The sequence below is a fragment of the Acetilactobacillus jinshanensis genome, from assembly GCF_004359375.1.
GTDB lineage: Bacteria > Bacillota > Bacilli > Lactobacillales > Lactobacillaceae > Acetilactobacillus > Acetilactobacillus jinshanensis.
In genome coordinates, this window is record NZ_CP034726.1 from 583,003 (window position 1) to 604,952 (window position 21,950).

Sequence of the window (21,950 nt, forward strand, 5' to 3'; positions counted from 1 at the left end):
TTATTTAATTCTTATTACTTAATAATCTTCACGAAGTTCTTATTAGCCGTAATGTAATTACCGTTCGTCAATACCAGACGTGTCTGTTCCCAACTTGGGTGGTTGATGAAAATAACTTTCTTCACGTGGAAGATCCCCCCACGAACATTACTAACTAATGTCTTATTGTTATAATGACGATCAATGTACAGACGGCATGGGCGAATTACCTTAACGTAATGCGCATCCCGTCTAGCAAAGTCACGATTCTGTAAGTACGAGTTCGGTACGTAATCTTCACGGGCGGTTACCCAGTAGTTATGATGGTTAGCCTTAAATTCATAACGGATGTAGTTACGCTTCTTACCATGAACCGCAATGATCTTAGTGATGAAGATCGTAATTGCGTGATGAATCCGAAGAATGTTGTTAACCTTAGCATTACCAACACCCAAAATGAAGTGATAGGCTAAGGTATCCTTGGTAACCATGAAGTAACGCCAATGAGTCCACTTATCAAGAGCCGCCATCCTGGTACCATAGTAACTAATTACCTGACCTGGTTGAGCAGCATCAAGAGCCTTAGCTAAGCCGTTCTTGGTAAAGACGTGTTTAGCAGGTCCGTTGAAGTTAATCTGACTAACGGCCTTAACGGTGGCGTCAGAATACGGATGAGCCTTCAGGTAAGCATTTTCACATTGTTGAGTAATCTTGGCGTTCATCTTCTGAACGTTATGCTTGCTAATCTGACGCATATGCTTAGTTGGCTTAAGATTCGACTTCTTAAGCGTTGTGTAACGCTTATTAGAAGTGATGTAATCACCATTCGTTAATTCGAAACGAGTCTGGTAATTACCCTTCTTACCAATCGTGATGACTTGCTTGATCTTGACGCGAGTCCCAATCGGAACCACTTTAATGGCACGCCGTGATGTGTAATGAGAACTGTTGTAAATGATACATTCTCTAGTTACAGTAGCAATTTTAGAATGATCATGAGCAATAGCGCGTTTCAAGTCATTCGTCTGCCAGTAAGCATTGGTAATCGCTCTAGTCTGATCCTGAACGAAGTAACGTTGCTTACCAAGCGTGATCTCGAATGCTTTCACATTACGACGACTCTGCTTTATATTGAAGACCTTTTCAATCTTAGCTTCGTCACCACGTGGCATGATCGTAACCGTCTTATTAGTCCGACGACCAGCAATGTACTTGTTAGCCAAGACTGGCTTTAAGGTCATCAGGTATCTGTAGTAACTAAGGGTTGGTTTACGAGTAATACTTAACTTGTCACCAAAGGTTGCGGTCTGGTCAACATCTAAGCGGTCAACAACCTTAGTGGCTTGAGTAGGTGTAGTGTTAGCTGGTAAGTGGATTGACTTAGTCTGATATTCAGCTTTAGCAGCTTTATGCTCAGCAATCTGTTTAGCTTCTTGAGCTTTCTTTGCAGCTTCCATGTTCTTACTTGCTGATTCAGCAAGACTAGAGGCCATTGTGGCACCAGCGGCTTCGTCAGCGGCGACACTGTTCTTTAATAAACCAAGAATGCTGTTGGCATAACTAGCGGCATTAGATGCAACCATAAAATCACGGTTAGCGCGACTTGCGGCAGAATTAGCAATTGCCAATGCACTCTGAGCAGCACTGACAGCGGAACTGTAAGCAACACTGTTAGCATCACTATGATCACGATTGGCGGCACTGACTTCACCAGCTTCAACAGCAGACGCGTTAGCAGCAATTGAACTTACAATTGAAGCATCACTATCTGCTGAATTAGCAGCACTACTATCAGAAGCTAGGCTTTGAGCAACGGAACTTGTAACGATTGAACTATTACTGTATCCAGAAATTGCAGAGTTATCAGATTGATTAGCACTACTGTTATTTTGAACAGCGGTTGAACTAGCGTTAGCTGATGCATTATCAGCTGAAGCTTGAGAACTTAAGTTAGTCGTTACCTCGGATAAACTGTTAACCGTACTTTGGGCTAAACTTTCGGCGGTACTTTCAGCAGAACTGTCAAGGTTACCGACTTTAGATGCTGACTGAACCACACTGTTAGCAGAACTAGCTAAGGCTGCGTAGGACTGAGCCTTAGTAGCGGCACTGGCGGCTACAGAACTCTTCTGACCGGTTGGCGTTCCACTAGCAATGGAATTAGCGATGCTATCGTCAACACTGGCAGCAAAGGTTGCTGAACTAGCAACGGAATTAGCGTCGTTAGCAACCGAGTTAGCTGAACTGGCCTGACTCGATGCTTCACTAGCAACGCTTGAATCTACGGCTAAGCTACTGTCAGCTGAGCTATTATTATATGAAGCGCCTTCAACGCTTAACGAATTAGTAGCACTGCTGCTGTTGAAGTCGTTAGCACTAGAAGTGTTCATGACCTTAGCTGTTGAGCTAGCAGAAAATGCATACTTAGCAGCGTCGGTCGATGCCGTAGATGCAGTCTTACCGTTCTGATCAGCGGTATCACTCTTGTTGCTTACACTATTGAGTAAATTTTGAGCATCACTGGCCGCGGATAAAGCCTGCTGGGCATCACTAGATGCTGTGGATGCGGCGTTTACCGCACCTGAATTAGCAGAGCTAGCTGACTTAGCAGCACTGGATGCAACACTGGCATCGTGACTTGCGGTGCTCGAATCACCCTTTGCAACGGCTGAACTTGCGGCGCTGGCAGCGCTTGAAGCAATCGATGCCTGAGTACTTGCGGCTTTTTCATCACCCGATGCGCTGGATGACTGAGTCTTAGCGTCACCAGAAGCTTTAGCTGCGTTTAATGCGTCGGCAGAGATCTTATTCTTAGCAACATTATCACTAGGATTAGTATCATTGCTGATCGATGACTTAGCCTTAGCAGCCTGGTTATTACCGCTCGTGGCATCAGAACTGTCGTTAGCCTGACTATTATTCTCAGCGGATGAGCCAGAAACAACATCACTGTTGTTTTCACTGGCGTTGTTAGCCTGCTGGTTAGCGTTGGATGCGTAACTCGAGGCAATGTGTTTAGCAGCCGACGATGCTAGGCTTACGATAATCTCACTAGCGTCACTCGATGCAATGCTACCCATCTGGCTGTTTAAACTAGCCGCGCTAGCAGCCGATGCCGCATCACTCTCTGCAGAACTAGCCGTTAAGCTATCCTGCTGAGCACGGGTTACGGCACTTGCAGCCGATTGCTTAGCATTTGGCTGAGTTGGGTTAGCCGATGCTGAATTAGCAATCTGTACCATGGCGCTGGCGTCTTGAGCCACTAAACTAGCTTTAATGCTATCACTTGAAGCAACCGAACTAGCGGAGTTAGCTTGACTATCGGCAACCGAAGCAGCGTTGCTATCACTATTCATCCGCGAAGTAGCTGAACTGTTATTGTATGAATTAGCAAGTTCGTTACTGTATGACGTTACAGCATTACTGTAACCGGAAGCTGCAGCAGAATTACTGTGAGCAGCGGACGATGCAGAACTAGCGTTACCTAGGTTAGTGTTAATCGTTGAGACAACACTTGAAGCCATCTGCGCATTTTGAGCAAGTGATTGGTTACCGTTCTTCACACTATTAGCTAAGGTAGTAGCATCAATAGCCGCAGTCACTGCATTCCTAGCAGCACTCGATGCGGTCGATGCCGCACTCGAAGCTTTGGAGCTGTCGGCACTGGCGTTCGCATCATCAATCGATGCACTAGCGTTTTCACTCTTAGCTCCACTAGTATCACCAACCAATGAATCTAATACCGCAGCACTAGCTGCACTTGAAGCATTATTCATTTCTGAACTAGCACTAGCTGACTCAGTCGACATGATAGCGGACTGGGCATCAATTACGTTCTTAGCACTTGAATCGATACTGCTGTAATGCCTCATTGAAGCATTGCTGCCCACGATTGCACTTGCGGAAGCAACGGTTGATGCAGCACTTGATGTCACATTACTTGCACTGGTGATTACGCCATCAGCAGATGAACCAGTGGATGCAACGTCTTGATCAACGTTAGCCTTATGACTGGCGGCTAAGGATGCGTAACGATCAGCTTCAGCATTGACAACCGATGCCGATGCACTGTCGTTCGTATTCTTAGCGCCCGTTGCAGCAGCTTTAGCTGCGGAACTAGCGGCAACCACGATATTGGATTCAGCTTCAGCGACTTTAACTGCGGAACTAGCTGCAGACCATGCTGAATCAGCCTGGTTAGCTGCCGATTCCCTTTGAGCACTGGTACTTGCCATATCTTTAGCTGATGAACTATCACTATGGATTTCATTCGAGGCAGAAGTAACGACGCTCTGGGCACTACTGATTACTAAGTTAGCGGAACTAGCTAAGCTAAAGGCGGTTGAGTCTGCACTGTTATCATCACTGTCCTGCATGCTTGCGGCTGAATTACTGCCGTTCGATGCGGATGTTGACTTAGTAACCACGATTGAACTCATAGCACTCATGATTGAGGAAGCCGACGTTACAGCATTGGATACACTCGTCAAATCAATGGCACTCCCGGCGGCAGCGCTGTTCTTCAAGGCATCCAGTAAGCTATCAGCAGAACTGGCAGCCGCACTACCTGCACTGGCATCTGCGACTGCGGCCACATCAGCACTCGATGCAGACTGACTAGCTTGACTAGCTTCGTTATTATCATTCGATGCTTGACTGGCATCTAATGATGCTTTCGTTGGTTCATCAGCACTTGAAGCGGATAACGCATCAGCCTTTAAGCTCTGGGCTTCACTATTGGCACTGCCAGCGACTGCTTTAGCACTGAATGCTACAGATGCCTGTTTAGCAGCATCCGATGCTGTGTTCGATGCTTCCTGACTAAACGTACTCATACTAGTTAATGATGGATTGCCACTGAATTCTTCAGCAGCTTCAGAACTAGCACTGTTGGCGTTATTCATAGCGCTTGATGCCAAGTCATTTTCAACCGATGCGTTACTGTGATCACTCATGACACCTGAATAAACGTTGGATTGATCACGAGCCACGTTGGATGCATAACTTGCGGTTATGGAAGCGAAGTTCGATGCCGACAAGCTGACGTTGATACTACGAGCATCACTGTAAGCGGCACTGGCAGTTGATTCAGCTGAACTAGCGGCCGATGCCAGTGAATTAGCAACCGTTAAGGCCGAACTAGCTAAGTAGTTATCACTGTCAGCACGGGTCGTGTATTTAGCGGTATCACTCTTGTCACCCGCATGAGCATAACTAGATGCTTCGTAGTAATCACCGGCGTACGAATTATTGTATGGCGATTGAGCCGTTGTACTATCACTAGAATTTGCTCCGTTGCCATTCGCATGCTTAGCGGCTAATGATGCCACACTGTTAGCACTCTTTGCTAAGTTATTGTAGTTAACCGCATTACTAGAAGCTAAGCTAGCGGCATTTACGTCACTCGTTAAGCGACTAGCCGCAGAACTGTTGTTGTAGTTGGCATCAGTATTACTAATATCAATCGTGTTTTGCTTATTAGCCGCGGTTGGTGTGACTGTATTACTAGCCATGTTAGCATCATCATTAGCTAACGAAGCATCACTAGCCGCTTCGGATGAATCAATTGAGGCACGGGATGCGTTTTCTGAAGTCGTCCGTTGATTATCAACCAAACTGGTCAACAAGCTATTAGCTGATTTAGCAGCATCACTTCCAACTAATGCATTATGAGATGCCAATGACGCAATATATGAAACAGTAGAGCTTACCATACTAGCATTTTCATCTTCAACAGATGCTTCTCTATCATAATCAGATGCTTCAGAAACATTATATGCTAATGAGGCAGAAGCAGCATCGTTTGCAACGCTTAATGCGGCAGAAGAAAGTAATTTAGCATATGACGTATATCTATTTGCAGCTGAAGATAAGTTTACCGCAACGCCTCGAGCTTTAGATACTTCTGACATGTAAGTATTCATTGAATTATTATCAGATGCGGTTTCATTATTTTTCTGTGCCGTAACACTATTTTCACTAGTCACATTAAAAGCACTAGTAGCAACATTGTTATCTGTATCAACAATGGCACTATCCTTTTCAGCACCTGACTGAGAATTCGAGGCGTCGTTTTCAGCATTCGATGCGTGTTTAGCAGCATCTGAAGCATATGAATCTAACGTACTATTCCGGATATTTTCTAAGCTAGCTAACGTACTGTCAGCTGAGGATTGCGCAACGTCCGCAACCGAGGCGGCACTGGATGCCGTATTTTCATCGTTACTTGCAGCGTTGGATGCACTTTCGGCAACGTTACTGTCACTCTGAGCTCTAGCGGCAGCACTGGCGGCAGCCACTGGATCATTATTATCATTCTTAGCGTTAGTAGCTTCTTGAGCTGCTGACTTAGCAGCGCTGTTAGCTGCGGAAATATCGTTGGCTACGGTGACACTGGCTGAACTAGCGGCTGCAAAGGCTGAACTTGCGGAACTAGAATCCTGTGACAAACTAGCGTTAGCTGCTGAGTTACTAAATTGAAGAGCCGATGTACTGTCAGCAATCGTTTGTGAGTTAGCTGAACTGGCGTTACTGTAAGCGCTCTGAGCTCCAGCACTCCATCCTTGAGCAGATGCCGCAGAATTACCGGCTTCACTAGCTGCAATCGATGCATCACTTGATGCCGAATTAGTATTACTCAAACTATCGGCAATTGATTCAGCATCTTTTTCAGCATTTGAAGCAACTACAGCAGCACTGTTAGCAATCGTCAAAGCATTACTAGCATCAATCGAAGCGGAACTAGCAACTTGTGCTTGCTGACTGGCGTCACTAGCCGCACTGGAAGCCGTTGAATTATCAACACCTTTAGCTGTTGCTTTAGTGTAGTCAGCATCAGCAGCTGATTTAGCTGCATTAGCGGCGTTTTTATCACTAACGATTTCAGCACTTGCCGAGCTGGCAACGTTCGATGCCGAACTGGCGGTGACTGAATCATTATTAGCTTGGTTGGTAGCCACAGCGTTATTAAACTTACTGATTTTACTATTGATTAACGATGAAATGTCACCACTAGCAGTATGTGCACTAGTAGATGCACTGGTAACGTCAGCACTAATGACTCCAGCGGAAGCATCTGCATTATTCTTGTACTTCAAAGCGTTACCTTGAGCACTCGACAAATTATTATTAACAATCGAGTTGATTAAACTAGCGGCATCACTAGCGGCACTGGATGCGGCGGACGATGCGTTAGCTGCATCACTGGCTGCATTACTAACGGCATTTGATTGGATGATTGCATCCGATTTAGCGCTGTTAGCAGCACTATTATTTGAAGCTGCTTCAGATGCCTGAGCTAACGCGTCAGTAATGTGATCAGCATTGGCGGCCGCAACAGCACTGGATGCTTCAACGCTCGCGTTCGATGCATCCTTTGAAGCATTGATGGAATCCGTACTTGCCTGACTATATGCACTGGCCGCTACTGAAGCATACCCACTATTAGCACTTGAAATGGCACTTGATGCGCTCTGAGCAATATGGTTATCGGTCGAAATCCGGTCTTTAATCGATTGCCTTAGAACCGATCCTGATACGACAGCGTTAATCGAATTGGTAACTGTCGATGCACTAGCCGCAACGGAATTAGCGGATGAAACGATACCGTTATTAATCGTTGCGTACGAAGCCATCCGGCTAGTACTTACGTTTTCTGAACTAGCGCTGGTTGACGCATCTTGAGCTGCAGAGTTAGCTAAACTTAAAGCAATTCTGTCGGCGTTGACATGAATCTGCTTAGCTTCTGATGCAGCAATAGCGGCAATACTTGCTTCTTGACTGGCAACCGTTGATTCAGAACTAACTAATGCATTATCACTATCAGCGGCATTCGCAGCGCTTAAAGCAACGCTACCACTAGCATCATCGCTGCCCTTAGAATTTGGTTCTTGACTAGCAGCAAGACTAGCGCTGGTAGACTGCTTAAGAGCATCATTCGTTGCACTCGATGCGGTATTGTATGCACTTGCGGCAATGGCACTAGCTGAATCAGCCGTACTATTGTAATTATTAGCCAAATTGTTGTAACTATTTAAGGAGCTAAAGGCACTCGTGTTCGAACCGTTGCTGTAAGCCTTAACTGAGTTGACGTCATTTGATACAGATGCTGAAGCATTGGATGTCACAACGGCTGCACTAGATGCCGATGAATTATTGGACATCATGTTGACATAGATGTGACCTTGAGCATCGGTACTGGCGCTACCTTTAAGGTAATTATTAGCCGATGATGCAGCGGTACTTGCTTCACTAGAGTTTGAAGCAGCCGTTTGACCGGCATTCTTTAAGCTATTAAGAACGTTTTGAGCTTTAGCTAAGTTAACGTTAGCTTCGGATGCATTAGTTGATGCACTACCTGCAGCACTAGATGCACTGGCTTCATCCTGACTTACCTGACTAGTTTCGTTGGAAACCTTGACGCTATCGGCGTTCACATCTTCAGCATCACTATGAGCTAAATCAACGGCCGCCTGACTAGCACCAGCTGATGCTTCAGCGGCAATTGAATTAGCAGCCTTAGCATAGCTTGAAGCTAAGGAATTGTATGAACTAGCAGACGATGCTTCATCATTGGCGCTACTTGTGTAATTAGCTACTTCAACGTTAGCTTTTGAATTGGAACTATCAAATGACTGAGTCGTTACATATGACCCCGTGTAGTTTTCATCATTATTATTCCAAGCAAATGAACTATAGCTCGTTACAGTTACATTATTAGGGAACTGCGTAGCTACAGCCTGACTTACAGAAGTAATAGCACTATCATCACTCGAAGCAACTGTATTAGCATCCCTCGTACTCTGGCTATTATCCGTAGCTTGCGATGCAAATACACTCGCCTTGCTTGCATTAACAGAAGCGGCACGGGCGTTCGCAATTGCTGAAGCGACACTGGTCATAGCACTTGCGTTAATCGAAGCACTTTGTGCATCAGCAGCTAAGTGGTTAGCATCAACGGCTTCAGACAAAGCCTGACTAGAAGCCTGGTTAGCATCCTGATTATCAGCACTGATCAATTGAGCCGCTTGTGACATTCCGGCATTATTTCCACTGGCTTTATCATCATTAAGACTACTAATCTCAGAATTAGCGAACTTAGCCGCGTTAGATGCACGATTACTCAAACTAGTGATGTCACTTACGTAATTACTTACGGTTGCACTAGCGTTATTAGCAACCGCCTTATCAGAATTAATTACTGACGTTGCGTACGAATCACCGTAGCCACTAGCAGATGACATCCCACTGATGGCACTGGCAATCGTGGAACTAGCACTGGTAGCGTTACTAAAATGATTGGATGCCATCGAACTCAAACTCTTAGCTGCATTATTAGCTGACGAAGCAGCACTCGATGCGTTGGCTGAAGCACTCGATGGATTGTTATTTTCAGCTGAAATGGTTAAGCTCGTGACCATGCTGCTAGCATCACTCTCGGCATTGGAGGCAACGACCGATGCGCTGGAAGCACGCACGTCAGCACTACTTGCTAAGGTCGATGCGGCAATAGCACTAGTCAAAGCACTATAGGCATTCTTTTCATCTGACGCAACCGATGCAGAATTGTTAGCCTTAAAGTCAGACTGAGCAGCACTATCGGCACTCGATGCAACAGAGTAAGCGTTACTAGCGTTATTGGATGCAACGTTAGCATCATGCTTGGCACCATTTTCAATGGCGTTAGCACTCGTTTCGGCAGCTGAGTATGAAGTCATAGCGTTGGATGCCGACGCATTACTGTTAAAGATGTTGATGTTATCACGATTGTGCTCTAACTGTTGAACTAACCCACTATTCAAAGCCGCTGCGTTGGAATCACTCGTGATGTTGAATGATTCGGACTGAACATCGTAATTGTCCTGGTAAGCACTGGATGCCACGCTCGTGGTCAACGATGCGTTATCACTAGCACCGTTACTAGCAACTTTGGCGCTGTTAACCAGACTTTCAGCATCGTGTTCATGAGCCATGGCATCGGCAGCCGCCTTTTGGGCTAAGCTGATTTCTAACGATGCCGATGAAGCGTCATTACTTGCAGAAACGCTGTCAGTCTGAGCGGAAGTACTACCACTCTCAGCACCACTAAGGCTACCACCGTTGGCAGCAGATAATGCGCTTTGGGCAGCGTTGGCTGCGGAAGCTGCGGCCGATGAAGCACTGGCAGCATCCTTACTTGCGTTAGCCAATTCATTATTAGCCGAATTAGCATCAGCACTCGCAATCGAAGCATCATTGTTCAACGCATTATTTAATGTAGCGTTATTCATCTTAGCTACGGAATCACTTAACGAAGCCGTGACACTGTTAGCACTGGCAGCTTGACTTTGAGCCGTTGAACCAACCGATTGACTAGCGCTGGCGCTTGCAGCATCGTTGGATGCTAAGGAAGCACTCTGGCTAGCCTTGTTAGCATCAATCATGGCTGCGGCGGAATTCGAGTTATAACGAGAATTACTCAAGCTCTGGATAGCACTGCTTGCGCTAACGGCTGCCGTACTAGCGATTTTAGCTTCACTGGCGGCCACGGAAGCAGCTGAACTGGCGAGGCTACTCTGTAACGATGCATCGTTAGCTACCGAAGCGGCATTGTAGGCATCGCTAACGGCGGAACTGGCATCAGAATATGCTGCAGAAGCACTAGCTGTTCCTGCATCCTTAGAATCATTAATCACATTACTCTGATATGCTTTAGCACCGCTTACGGATGAATTTACAAGACTAATCGTTTTATTAGTCGCATCATATGAAGCTGACTTTACCGATCCAGATCCGGATCCAGCATCAAGTGATGCCTGTTGACTAGCACTCTGGTATGCAGCACTGGCACTAGCGATGACCTCCGATGCACTGGTGGCAATGGAACTCTGCTGATTAATGTAGTTATTAGCTGATGAATTATCGTACTGAGCGTCAGCACTCTTTGCAGAACTGGTCGACTGGGATGCCGTATTCAAACTATTAGTGGCGTTAGTAAAGCTATTAAATTCAGTAGAAATTGGACTATTGTAGCCATTTGCACTCTGAACCGCGGTAGAAGCAACTACGGATGCCGATGCAGCAGCTGAATTAGCTAGACTCTTTACGATCGTTTGAGCACTACCATTAGCATTTGCAGCAGCAGTAGAGGCAGCGTTTACTGCATTACTTGCTGAGGCAACTACTGAACTAGTGGAACTAGCGATTGATGAAGCAATTTCAGCTTTGGCGGCATCGGAAGCGGCAGCAGACTTATTTGAATCTGTATAAGTAACTTTACTATCTTCTGTAGGTGTATTCCCATCAGTTGGTACCTCAGGATTCATGTAGTAATACTTATAATTACCTCGACTGCCATTCATACTTACAGGTGTATAAGTGTAATTACTATTAGTAATTGAAACATTGCTATCGTTATTCATTACACTTTCCATTTGGCCACTATAAGTGGACGACTCAGTCGTTCCGGGAATATTGTCTGTAAATGGGCCAGGAACTACATTATTACTAAGGTTTGATGTTGAACTACTGGTAACAGCCTTGTAATAGATATAACTACCAGTTCCAGTGCTACTCATACTATCAATACTGGAGTCAGCAGTAATTTGTGTTTCAACATATCCAGAATATTCATAAGAAGTAGCACTACTACTAGTACTACCAATTGATGCTGTAAATGTCTTATCAGAAGATGACATCATATAGAATTTATATGTTCCATTACTACCAATAACACTGTCCGATCCATAACTAGGTTTAGCTGTTGAATCGGTTACATAACCAGAATATATCCATGCTGTAGCACGACTACTAAGTGATCCAGAATTAACAGTAAATTCACTAGTAGAGGATGAATTAATAAGACTGTAATAGGTATAGTTACCACTAGTACCTTTCATACTAGTTGGCTTTGAAGTACCCCTTGGCGTAAATGTTTCTTCTACAGACCCAGTATACGTTACAGTTTCCGTTGTATCGTGAGCACTAGTAAATGATGAAGTCGAAGATGTAACATTTATTTCTTTATAGTACTTATATGTACCATCATTATTACTACTAATACTGTCAATTCCTGAATACAAAGTATTGAAGGATGTCATATTAGCTCCATCTGCTGAAGTCATTGGCTCTTTCGATGAATGATAGTACGTCGTCGTTGAATCAGATGCTGCACTATTTGATGCTTCAATAGCCGTTGTTGATGCAGATTGAGCAACCGAATTAGCACTGGATGCTAACGAACTTTCATAAGAAGCTTCATTACTAGCTGATGTAGCTTCACTGATTACACCATTAATAGCGGTAGTAGTATTAGCATCTGAATTATGATACGTATTAGCTGAATTAATGTAGCTCATTGCTGAACTAGCATTATTAGCAGCACCCTGAGCGTTACCATTAATATCACCATTATTAGCACTAGCACTGGCGGCACTTGCACTAGCAGAATTGGCATCAGTCTGAGCAGTCACAATTTCTGAACTAGCTGATTTAGAATCTTGGGTATTCAAATAACTGTTGTGAAGGTCAATTGCAACACTATTGATTTTAGTTGCCAAAGATACAACATTTGACGCAGCAGTAGATGCGTCTTCTGCATAACTCAAAGCCTTAGCACTATCAGATGAAGCTGATGAACTCGCAATCGACGCACTGGTACTATCATTGATAGCTTTAGTACTATTGGCAATACCCTGTGATGCATCGGCGCTTGCATCGCTTGCGTATGATGAAGCACTATGTGCATCACTACTGGCACTATTTTGATACTTAATAGCATTAAAAGCGTCAGCACTTGCTGATGCAGCATAACTTGCCGCTGCAGAACTATCCGCGGTTATACTATCAGATAACGTAGCACCACTAATTCCAATTGAACCGCTGGCTAATGGGATGCCATTACTCATGCTTAACATACTGCCACTGCTAATAATATTATCAGCACTTACAGCAACGGATGCAGCAGTGCTGGCACTATTAGCTTCCAAGTCAGTACCCTGAGCACCAGCCGCACTAGCTGCAGCACGTGAAGCCGATTCACTAGCGGCAATTGATAGACTGGTCATGGTTGAGGCTTCACTTGATAAGCTAACGATTTCTAAAGCATAAGATGAAGCACTAGAGTATTCTTGATCAGCATCGCTTGCATGAACACTAGCTATGGTAGCTGCACTCAAAGCGACGGATGCAGCACTGGATGCATCACTATCGGTATCACTCTTGCCATCGTCATTACTATGAGCATAATCATAACTAGCTACGGATGCAGCCGAAATAGCAACTGATGCGGCACTGGATGCAACCGACGCATCACTTGATGCATTACTAGCAGAACTAAATGCACTATCCGCATCATCATGAGCAATTAAGCTATCATGATAATCTGCGGTATACGATGGAATAGCGTTAGCCACACTGATGGCGGCCATGGCACTTATCGATGCCAACGAAGCGTTATTAGATGTTGGATTAGCATATGATGAAGCTACAGTAGCATCATTGGATGCTTCATGACTGGCGGCATCAAATGCAACGCTATAAGCATTAGCTGCAGCTAAATCAGCATCTTGTTTGGCTGTTGATTTAGCTAATTCACCAGCGTCATTAGCTGATACCGTTGCCGATGCAGAAGTAACAGTAGTTTTAGCCGTATTAATTATAGTTAAATCAGAACCAACCGATGTGGCAACGTTATCATTACGTAGAATAGCCAAATTACTACCAGTTGCAGCCTTACCACTCACAAACGGATCCTTATTGGCATTGCTTACGACACTCGAAGCGAAGTTAACTATACCGGCATCGTGATCGGCATTACTGTAACTGGTAACGGCACTGTATCCAGATGCAACGATCTTAGTAGCACTAGAAACGATGATTGAATATGATGCAGCCTGGGCAGCTTCACTTACAGCATTACGTGCATTTGAAGCGGCATCCGATTCGGCACCGAAGCTTTCTTCTTCAGCTAAGGATGCGTAACTGCTTGCGGCTTCGTTAGCTGAGTCAACACCCGATTCAGCAGATGAAGCACTACTAGCCTGGGCTGACACTGTTGCATAAGCAGTACTAGCAGCAGTCTTAGATGCACCTGTAGCCATAGCATTATATTCAATTGAAGCAATCGATGCATCTTGCGAATCAACGTTCCAGTAATCATTGGATGCGCTGGCGTCATCATTACTAGCAATCGTACTACCGGCACTGGCCGCAGCATGGAATGCTACGGTAGCTTGGCTACGGGCTTCCGATGCGGCATTACTATCACCAGCGGCAATGCTTGATGCTTCGGTAGAATTCTTACCAGTCAAAGTGTTAGCACTACTATTCTCAATGTACTGACTATCCGCATAAACTGCAGCGGATGCTTTAGCTAAGGCATCCTGAGCAGAACTAAGTGCCGTACTATTACTGGTAATTCCAGCTACAGATAATGTACCTGATGATAAAGAACTGGAGACAGCCTTAATTGCATTTGCAGCACTACTCGTTGAAGCAGCATCATTACTAATCTGCTTTGCATTCTGTGGATCTAACATGATCCGAACTTGAATGATTTTAGTATAACCAGGATTAGCCGGATCAACGTCTTGATAACCAATCTTAAGGCTACCCTTATGTTTAGTATCACTGGTAGTACCGTCACCATCATCGACATAGATGTAGTTAGATAAATCTGGGTTATCAGATAAATTAGGTAACGGGATGGTATCTTCAGTCACGGTACGACTACCCTTATTAGTACTAGTCGCAATCCGATAAACCTTTTGATTATTAATTGCTGGATTTTCACGATGGACAAAAGCATCGATGTAGTTACCATCATTAACGGGATGAAGTTTAGCACCATAATAATTCTTGATTGAATGATCATATTTAACATCACTAGAATCACCATTAATGAAATTACTAGTATCTGACGTTAATTCAGTAGGATTAGTCTTATCACTATTATCACCCACATAAAGCTGTACCAATGCCGTTTCAAATTGAGGCTTAACTTTAATATCAATAAAGGCATCGGTACGACTCTTAGGGTTATGAACGACGTAATCCTGATGTGGATCAATCGTAAATCCGTTTAAGATGTTTAACTGATCTTTCTTAACCTCATTCTCAATTAACTGGCTATAATTATCGAAAGCCTTTGCTAAGATTGGTAACCTAATCTGTTTTTCCGTCTCAATAACATGATTATTGTGAGTTTCATCAACTACGTTAACTTTAACTGGAATGGTGGCGTAGTAAATTCCAACGGGTAAATCACTAGCACGATCATCACTATCAACCTTGATTGAATTACCAAACCGATCTATGACATCATCAGCATCAGTTTTAGCAGGTACAAACTGACCGTTTACTAATTCAGGTTTACCGTTCACAATTTTAATATCAGTGTTATCGCCTTTATCACCAAAATTAGTGAATAAACTATGCTGTTCAGTTCTGTTAATATCACCGGTCTGCCTAGTATTAAGACCTATTAAAGGCGTTGTGGTTTGAATAGCGTATGGTGAACGATAACCACCAATATCACTGTCTTGTTTAACAAAATCTTTAGGTACCACTGGTAATTCTAGGTACTGTAAATTGTTTAAGGTACCATTAGTACTTTGGTGCTTTGAATCTTCAGAAACGAAACGACTCCAACCATTTTCATCGTAAGGATTATCGGTTGAACTATGAACCGGCGTCATATCAGATTGATTTAAGCCACTATTAGGTGCTGGAGTAGATGCCGTCATGGTGTTACTATATCCGGTATCTTTTACCCGTGAAGTATCTAGATTATGAAGGTCCATCGATTCAAAATGGCCCCAGAAGCCACCGGCAACCCCAGAAACATCACTGTCAGAATTAGTGTTACCGGTACCAGAATCCACGGAGAATAGCCCCGATGCATCCAACGGAGCAGAAACATGGTTTAGGCCCTTATTAAATTCTGTGTCACTAGGTCCAGCAATCTTTAATTTCCAATCATTATTATTAGATTTAATGGTACCAGTTATAGTAATGTAATATGGCTTTGAGTTACCTTGAAAACCATCATAGTGACTAACATCTACATCCGAAACAGTAACGGTACCATCTGGATTATATTTAATCGTTCCATCTGAATTTTGAAGGCGCCACTTAGGGATATTAATGTCACTGAACTGATCCTGATATGTGATCATGTGTCCATGACCATCTGATAAGGTTTGATTTTCAAATAAACTATCAACCTTACTCTGGGTTGCCGAATCTAATTTTATATCGTAATCACCCTGGTCACTTTTAGTACCATTACCCGCAATCCGGTTAATATCTACAACTGCCTGACGAAAATTCACATCACTAACGTTATTATAATTAGGATTATTTGGATTCCACATCATATTAATACCAGAGTATGCGCCATTCCAACCATGGTACCCACCTTCAGTTTGGGCATGATTATTTTGATTTAACGTACCAGTACCACTAATTATTAAGCTATGCGTGCGCCAATCAAAGGTAAAGTTGATCCCATTGCCCCAAATATTAGTGAACGTTTCAGCAAATCCATTACTTTCAATTCCACTTTGTATAGTTCCAGTTGAATTTTGGCCATACTCAACAATGCGCTGTGCAGGATCTCTAAACCAATATCCTTCGGCATTATGATCTTTCGGATCATTAAAGAACCATACGTTTTGATCATTAATGGTTTCACCGCCATCCGTCGTAACCGCTTTATACTTACCTGGATTGCTAGGATCATAATCACCATTTTCCCCATGAACTTCATATGTATCACGGGCATAAAGGTTTGCCGGATTAATGGTCGCCTGATACGGATTATGATCAGTAACAATTGCCGTTACGGCATTTTCAGCATCTTTTTTGGCCTCATCCGCGTATTCAGACACTTCATTGGAATAACTAGCTGCTGCAGATGCTACGGAAGAAGCCATGGAAACTTCTAAACTAGCGTTATTGGCATCATTATCTGCTGCAACTACGCTGTCGGAGCCTTCGTTGGATGCAGCAACCGCATAACTTGATGCTGTGGAACTCGCATCGTTTGCTAAAGATTTAGCATTCGCAAACATGGAATAAGCGGTAGATGCATTATTAATGGCTAAATCTGCGGCATTCATGTAATTAGATGCTAACTGATTATTAGCAACTAATTCTGAAGATAGTGACTCGATTTCGGCACTATCATTTTCACTATTAACTTTAACGGCACTTTCATAAGCTGATATAAACGATGTCGAATATTTGGTTGGGTCATCATAGCCACTATTTTTAACATATGATGTGTTGTCAGTGTATGCATAACTTAGTGTCCCAGAGCCTTTATCATAACTACTCTCAAAGACAGTCCCATTAATTCCTTTTGATCCATAATTATAGGTACCCGATGATTTACCTGCTAAAGAACTAGAATAATATGTTAGTGATAGTGAGCCATTTACCTTAGCAACATTGGCCCCACCACTAATGATTACAGCGATCGAACTTAAATAACTCACATCTTTGTTTTGAGCAAAATATTCTGAATTAATGGCTGATTTAGCTGCATATATAGAGCTAGCTTCACTACTTAAGTTAGCAGCTGCTTTTGCATCAGCATCGACAGCAACTGAATCGGCACCGGTTACGGCACTGGCTGCAGTAGTAGCTTCTTGATCAGCTTTAACATCATATGAATTACTTCTGACGTTAGCAGGAACATTATCAAAGTTTGCTAAATTGCTTGACTGTGACGCAATGATATTTGAAGCCGAATCAATTGATGCAGATGCGCGATTAGCATTACTACTGGAATTAGTAATGTCCCCACCATTTGAGAATGAAGTAACTGCAGGATCGTTTGCCAACGATTCCACATTAGCCACGGCTGAATCAATCACGTCACTATCTTTACTGATCTGCTGGGATAAAAGTCCGCCCTGAGCAACCCCCGCATTGGTGACACCATCATTATCGTGATCAGCGCCTAAGCGCATGGTGCCCAATGGATTGGTATGCTGAACCTTCTGGCTAGCATTAGCTACCATGGATTCATGTAATTCATTGGCCTGTTCGGTAATGGCTGCCGTATTAAACGAATGGTTAGCCGCCGGATCGTTCTTCTGATTATTTAATGCCGACACATTAGCCGAATTATCAGCCTTCGCGTCTTCGCTATAAGTAGTCGATACAGCTCCGGCACCGATCATAGCAAGCATGGCAATCGATACGGTTACCCAGTGCTTACCGACCTTGTGCAAGAGTTTTTTTATCGTTAGTCTTTTTAAATTGGCTCTTGTTATATAGCAATTTTAAACGCTTCCTTAAACGAATATTTAACTAATTAAACAAGTTTATTTCACAAATTGTACTTCGATTGATAGAATTCGGATTTTATGTAATCCATTCCATTTAATATTAACTATTTATATTAAACCACTTTTAGTGACTAAATGTTAGACCAGTTTTATAAAGGTTCAGTTTATGATAAATAGTCCAAAAAAGACCATTTCACATTATATTGATTTGAAGCTTGGGAAAAGAACACGCGTTATGTAGAAAACCAAAGCAATTTCATAAACAAAATTCACTATAGTCAAAAATGATGATAGTTAAATCAGCTCTGTTTAAAGGAGATCTTAATATGCCAAAAACAATTAGTGCGTACGCAGCCGGATTAAAAGTCTTAGAATCATATGGCGTTAAACAAGCCTATGGTTATCCAGCAGGTTCAGTTAACTCCCTGATGCATGCTTTGGATCAGGAAAAGAACCACCTAAAGTTTATTCAAGTTCGACATGAACAGGTTGCCGCATTAGCCGCCAGTGCCAACGCTAAATTAACCGGTACGATCTGTGTTTGCTTCGGTTCCGCTGGTCCAGGTGCCGCTAACCTAGTCAATGGTTTATATGATGCGAAAGCTGATCATTCACCCGTCCTAGCGTTAATTGGGCAGGTCGGCAATGCTGCCATGAATTACGATTGCTTCCAGGAATTCCCTGAATCACCAATCTTTGCGAACATTGCTCAGTACGACCGAATCGTTATGACACCGCAGAGTCTCCCGCATGTAATTAACGAAGCCGTTAAGCAGGCTTACAAGAACCGTGGCGTCTCAGTCGTTGTCGTTCCAAATAATTTTGGTTACATGCAGATCCCTGACTTAAGATATTCAACTCACTCCAAGTCAATGGATCGTCCAAGTGTTGAACCTAAGGCCACCACTGAAGACGTTAAAAACTTCTTAAAGATGGTCAAAGAAGCTAAACGACCGGTAATGCACGTTGGTCGTGGTATCCATGGCAACGGTGACCTAGTTGTTAAGTTATCCAAGAAGTTACAGATCCCCGTATGTATCGATGGTCTAGCCAAAGGTCTAGTTGATCCACACTACGAAGGTTACTTAGGCTGTGCTAACCGTGCCGCAAGTAAGCCCGCTGATGAAGCCATCCCAACATCAGATCTTCTAATTGTCATCGGTGGTAACTTTGCCTTCGCTAACTTCTATTCATCTTATCCATACAAATACGTTCAAGTCGATAACGATAAGAGTGAATTAGGTAAGCACCACCGTTTAGATTTAGGGATTTGGTCCGATGCCGGTGACTTTTTAAAGAAAGCTTTAAAGATGAGCACTCCTGCTAAGCCATCGCCATATTTCCAAGCTTTAGTTAAGGATAACCAGAACTGGCATCAGTACATGCATCACATTCAGACAATGTCGACCAAACGCCTCCACACTCAACAGTTATACTACTGGCTAAACAAGACTGCCGATCCGAAGACGATTTATGCAATTGATACTGGTAATAACATCATCGATACGTTCCGTTATTTAAACTTATATCATCACAAATGGACGATTTCCGCATTATACGCCACCATGGGTTACCGTTTACCAGCTACCATGGCTGCCACATTGAATTATCCAAAGCACCCTGCAATCGGTCTACTTGGTGATGGTGCCTTATCAATGGTCATCCAGGATCTAGTCACTTTGCATAAATATCACTTACCAGTCATCAGCATCGTAACCTCTAACCATGACTTAGGTTTCATCATGGGTGAACAGGAAGATGCCCCAATGAAATTCTTCGGTTTACACTTACAAGACATTAACTTTGCCGGTGTCGCTAAGAACATGGGTGTTGACGGTGTCACGATTGACAAGCCTAGTCAGATTCCTGGCGCTTTGAAGCAAGCTTACGCTTCAGTTCGTCATGGCCAGCCATTCTTAATTGATGCTCGTGTCGTTGATGAACGTGCCTTACCAGTTGAAGATATTCGCATGGGTTACAAGAATGGCCAGCTCACCGAAACGGTTGCGCCAACCTACCGTCAGGATAAAGAAAATGGTGGTCATTACACCCTTCGTCAGTTCTTTGATGAATATGATGGTCAGATGTTAAAGCCGTTTGCTTATTTCTTAAAACAAACTAAGTAATAAATTAGTTCATATATAAAGGTAGCAATGATTATGTGTAAAACCGTTATCAAATTAAATACGTCATGAGCCTTCATGGAGTAAGAGCTAGGAATTATGCTTCGCTTCACATCAAGGACGTTATTATGAGTAAATATATCTTTCATCCAAATCAATTTAAGGATTTAAGGCACGATTATGATCTCATCATCGTGGGTTCCGGTTCAACAGGCTTAGTCGCAGCGTTACAGGCTCATGAATTAGGTTTAAAGCCGGTCATTTTTGAAAAGATGCCCAAATTAGGCGGTAATTCAACCTGTGCATCATCTGGTATGAACGCGGCAGAAACTGATGTTCAGCTTCGGCATCATATCGTTGATACTTACGAAGACTTTTACCGTGACACCTACATTGGTGGTGGCAAAGAAAACAACCGCGATCTTCTGCAGTATTTCACCAGTCATGCGGCATTGGCCATTGATTGGCTGGATCAACGTGGAATTAAGTTGCCAAATTTAACGATTTCTGGTGGAATGCACATGCCACGAACTCACCGTCCTGGTAATAATGCCCCAATTGGCGCATTTTTAATCAAAAATTTACTTAAGTTGTGTGACCAAGCAAGCATCCCAATCTTTAATCACGCTCACGTCACACGAATCTTGACGAATGGTCCCAGAGTCTTCGGTGTCACAGTCAACTTTAAAGGTCAAAAAGACGTTCACGTCAATTCCAACGTTGTTATCTTAGCGACCGGTGGCTTCGGTGCCGGTAAATCAATCATTAAGAAATATCGACCCGATTTACTTCACTATCGAACGACCAATCAGCCTGGCGCAACCGGTGATGGACTGAAATTAGGCGCTAACGTTGGTGCAGGTTTAGTCGACATGACCAAGATCCAGATTCACCCTACGGTTCAACAAGACACGTCTCATGCCTACTTAATCCCGGAAGCAATTCGTGGTGAAGGTGCAATCTTAATTAATCAGCAGGGTCAACGGTTCACGAACGAACTGGATACCCGTTTGAAGGTTACTGCGGCGATTAATAAGTTACCCGAGAAAAAGGCTTATGTTGTCTTTGATCAGGGAATTAGAAATCAAATTAAAGCAATCGACTTTTATGATTCGATTGGTTTAGTAATTCATGGCACAGACTTAAATGATTTAGCCCATCATATGAACGTCAGCCCAAGCAATTTTACGTCAACCATCAAAGTCTGGAATCAGATGGTGTCTAAGCATAAGGATAATCAATTCGGTCGGACGACTGGGATGTCTCGGCCGATTAATCAAACTCCTTATTATGCCATTCACGTGGGGCCAGCTGTTCATTACACCATGGGTGGCCTAAAAGTTAATCGTTTTACACAGGTCTTAACTTCTGCTGACAAACCGATTGCTGGATTATTTGCGGCTGGTGAAGTTGCCGGTGGATTGCACGGTAACAACCGCTTGGGCGGTAACTCAATCGCTGAAACCGTAATCTTTGGCCGCAAAGCTGGTCAGAGTGCGTTCCAATACTTACAGAAATTAAATAATAAATAAAATTCTTACTACATAATTAATAATCTACATATATTTACGGA

Annotated in this window: 3 protein-coding genes; 2 read left to right on the top strand and 1 reads right to left on the bottom strand. The window is 43.4% G+C overall.

Annotated features, from left to right (window positions below):
• Positions 1–14 precede the first annotated feature (14 nt).
• Positions 15–18,197, bottom strand: coding sequence for a DUF5776 domain-containing protein (locus ELX58_RS02945; RefSeq protein WP_133441675.1), 18,183 nt, complete (start codon positions 18,195–18,197; stop codon positions 15–17).
• A gap of 383 nt (positions 18,198–18,580) precedes the next feature.
• Here ELX58_RS02945 and spxB point away from each other — a divergent pair, with 383 nt between their 5' ends.
• Positions 18,581–20,380: a pyruvate oxidase gene (spxB, locus tag ELX58_RS02950; RefSeq protein WP_133441676.1), complete on the top strand. Its 1,800-nt coding sequence runs from the start codon at positions 18,581–18,583 to the stop codon at positions 20,378–20,380.
• Positions 20,381–20,502: 122 nt separating this feature from the next.
• On the top strand, positions 20,503–21,909 hold the full coding sequence (locus tag ELX58_RS02955) for a flavocytochrome c (protein WP_418620994.1): 1,407 nt from the start codon (positions 20,503–20,505) through the stop codon (positions 21,907–21,909).
• The last annotated feature ends 41 nt before the right edge of the window (positions 21,910–21,950 follow it).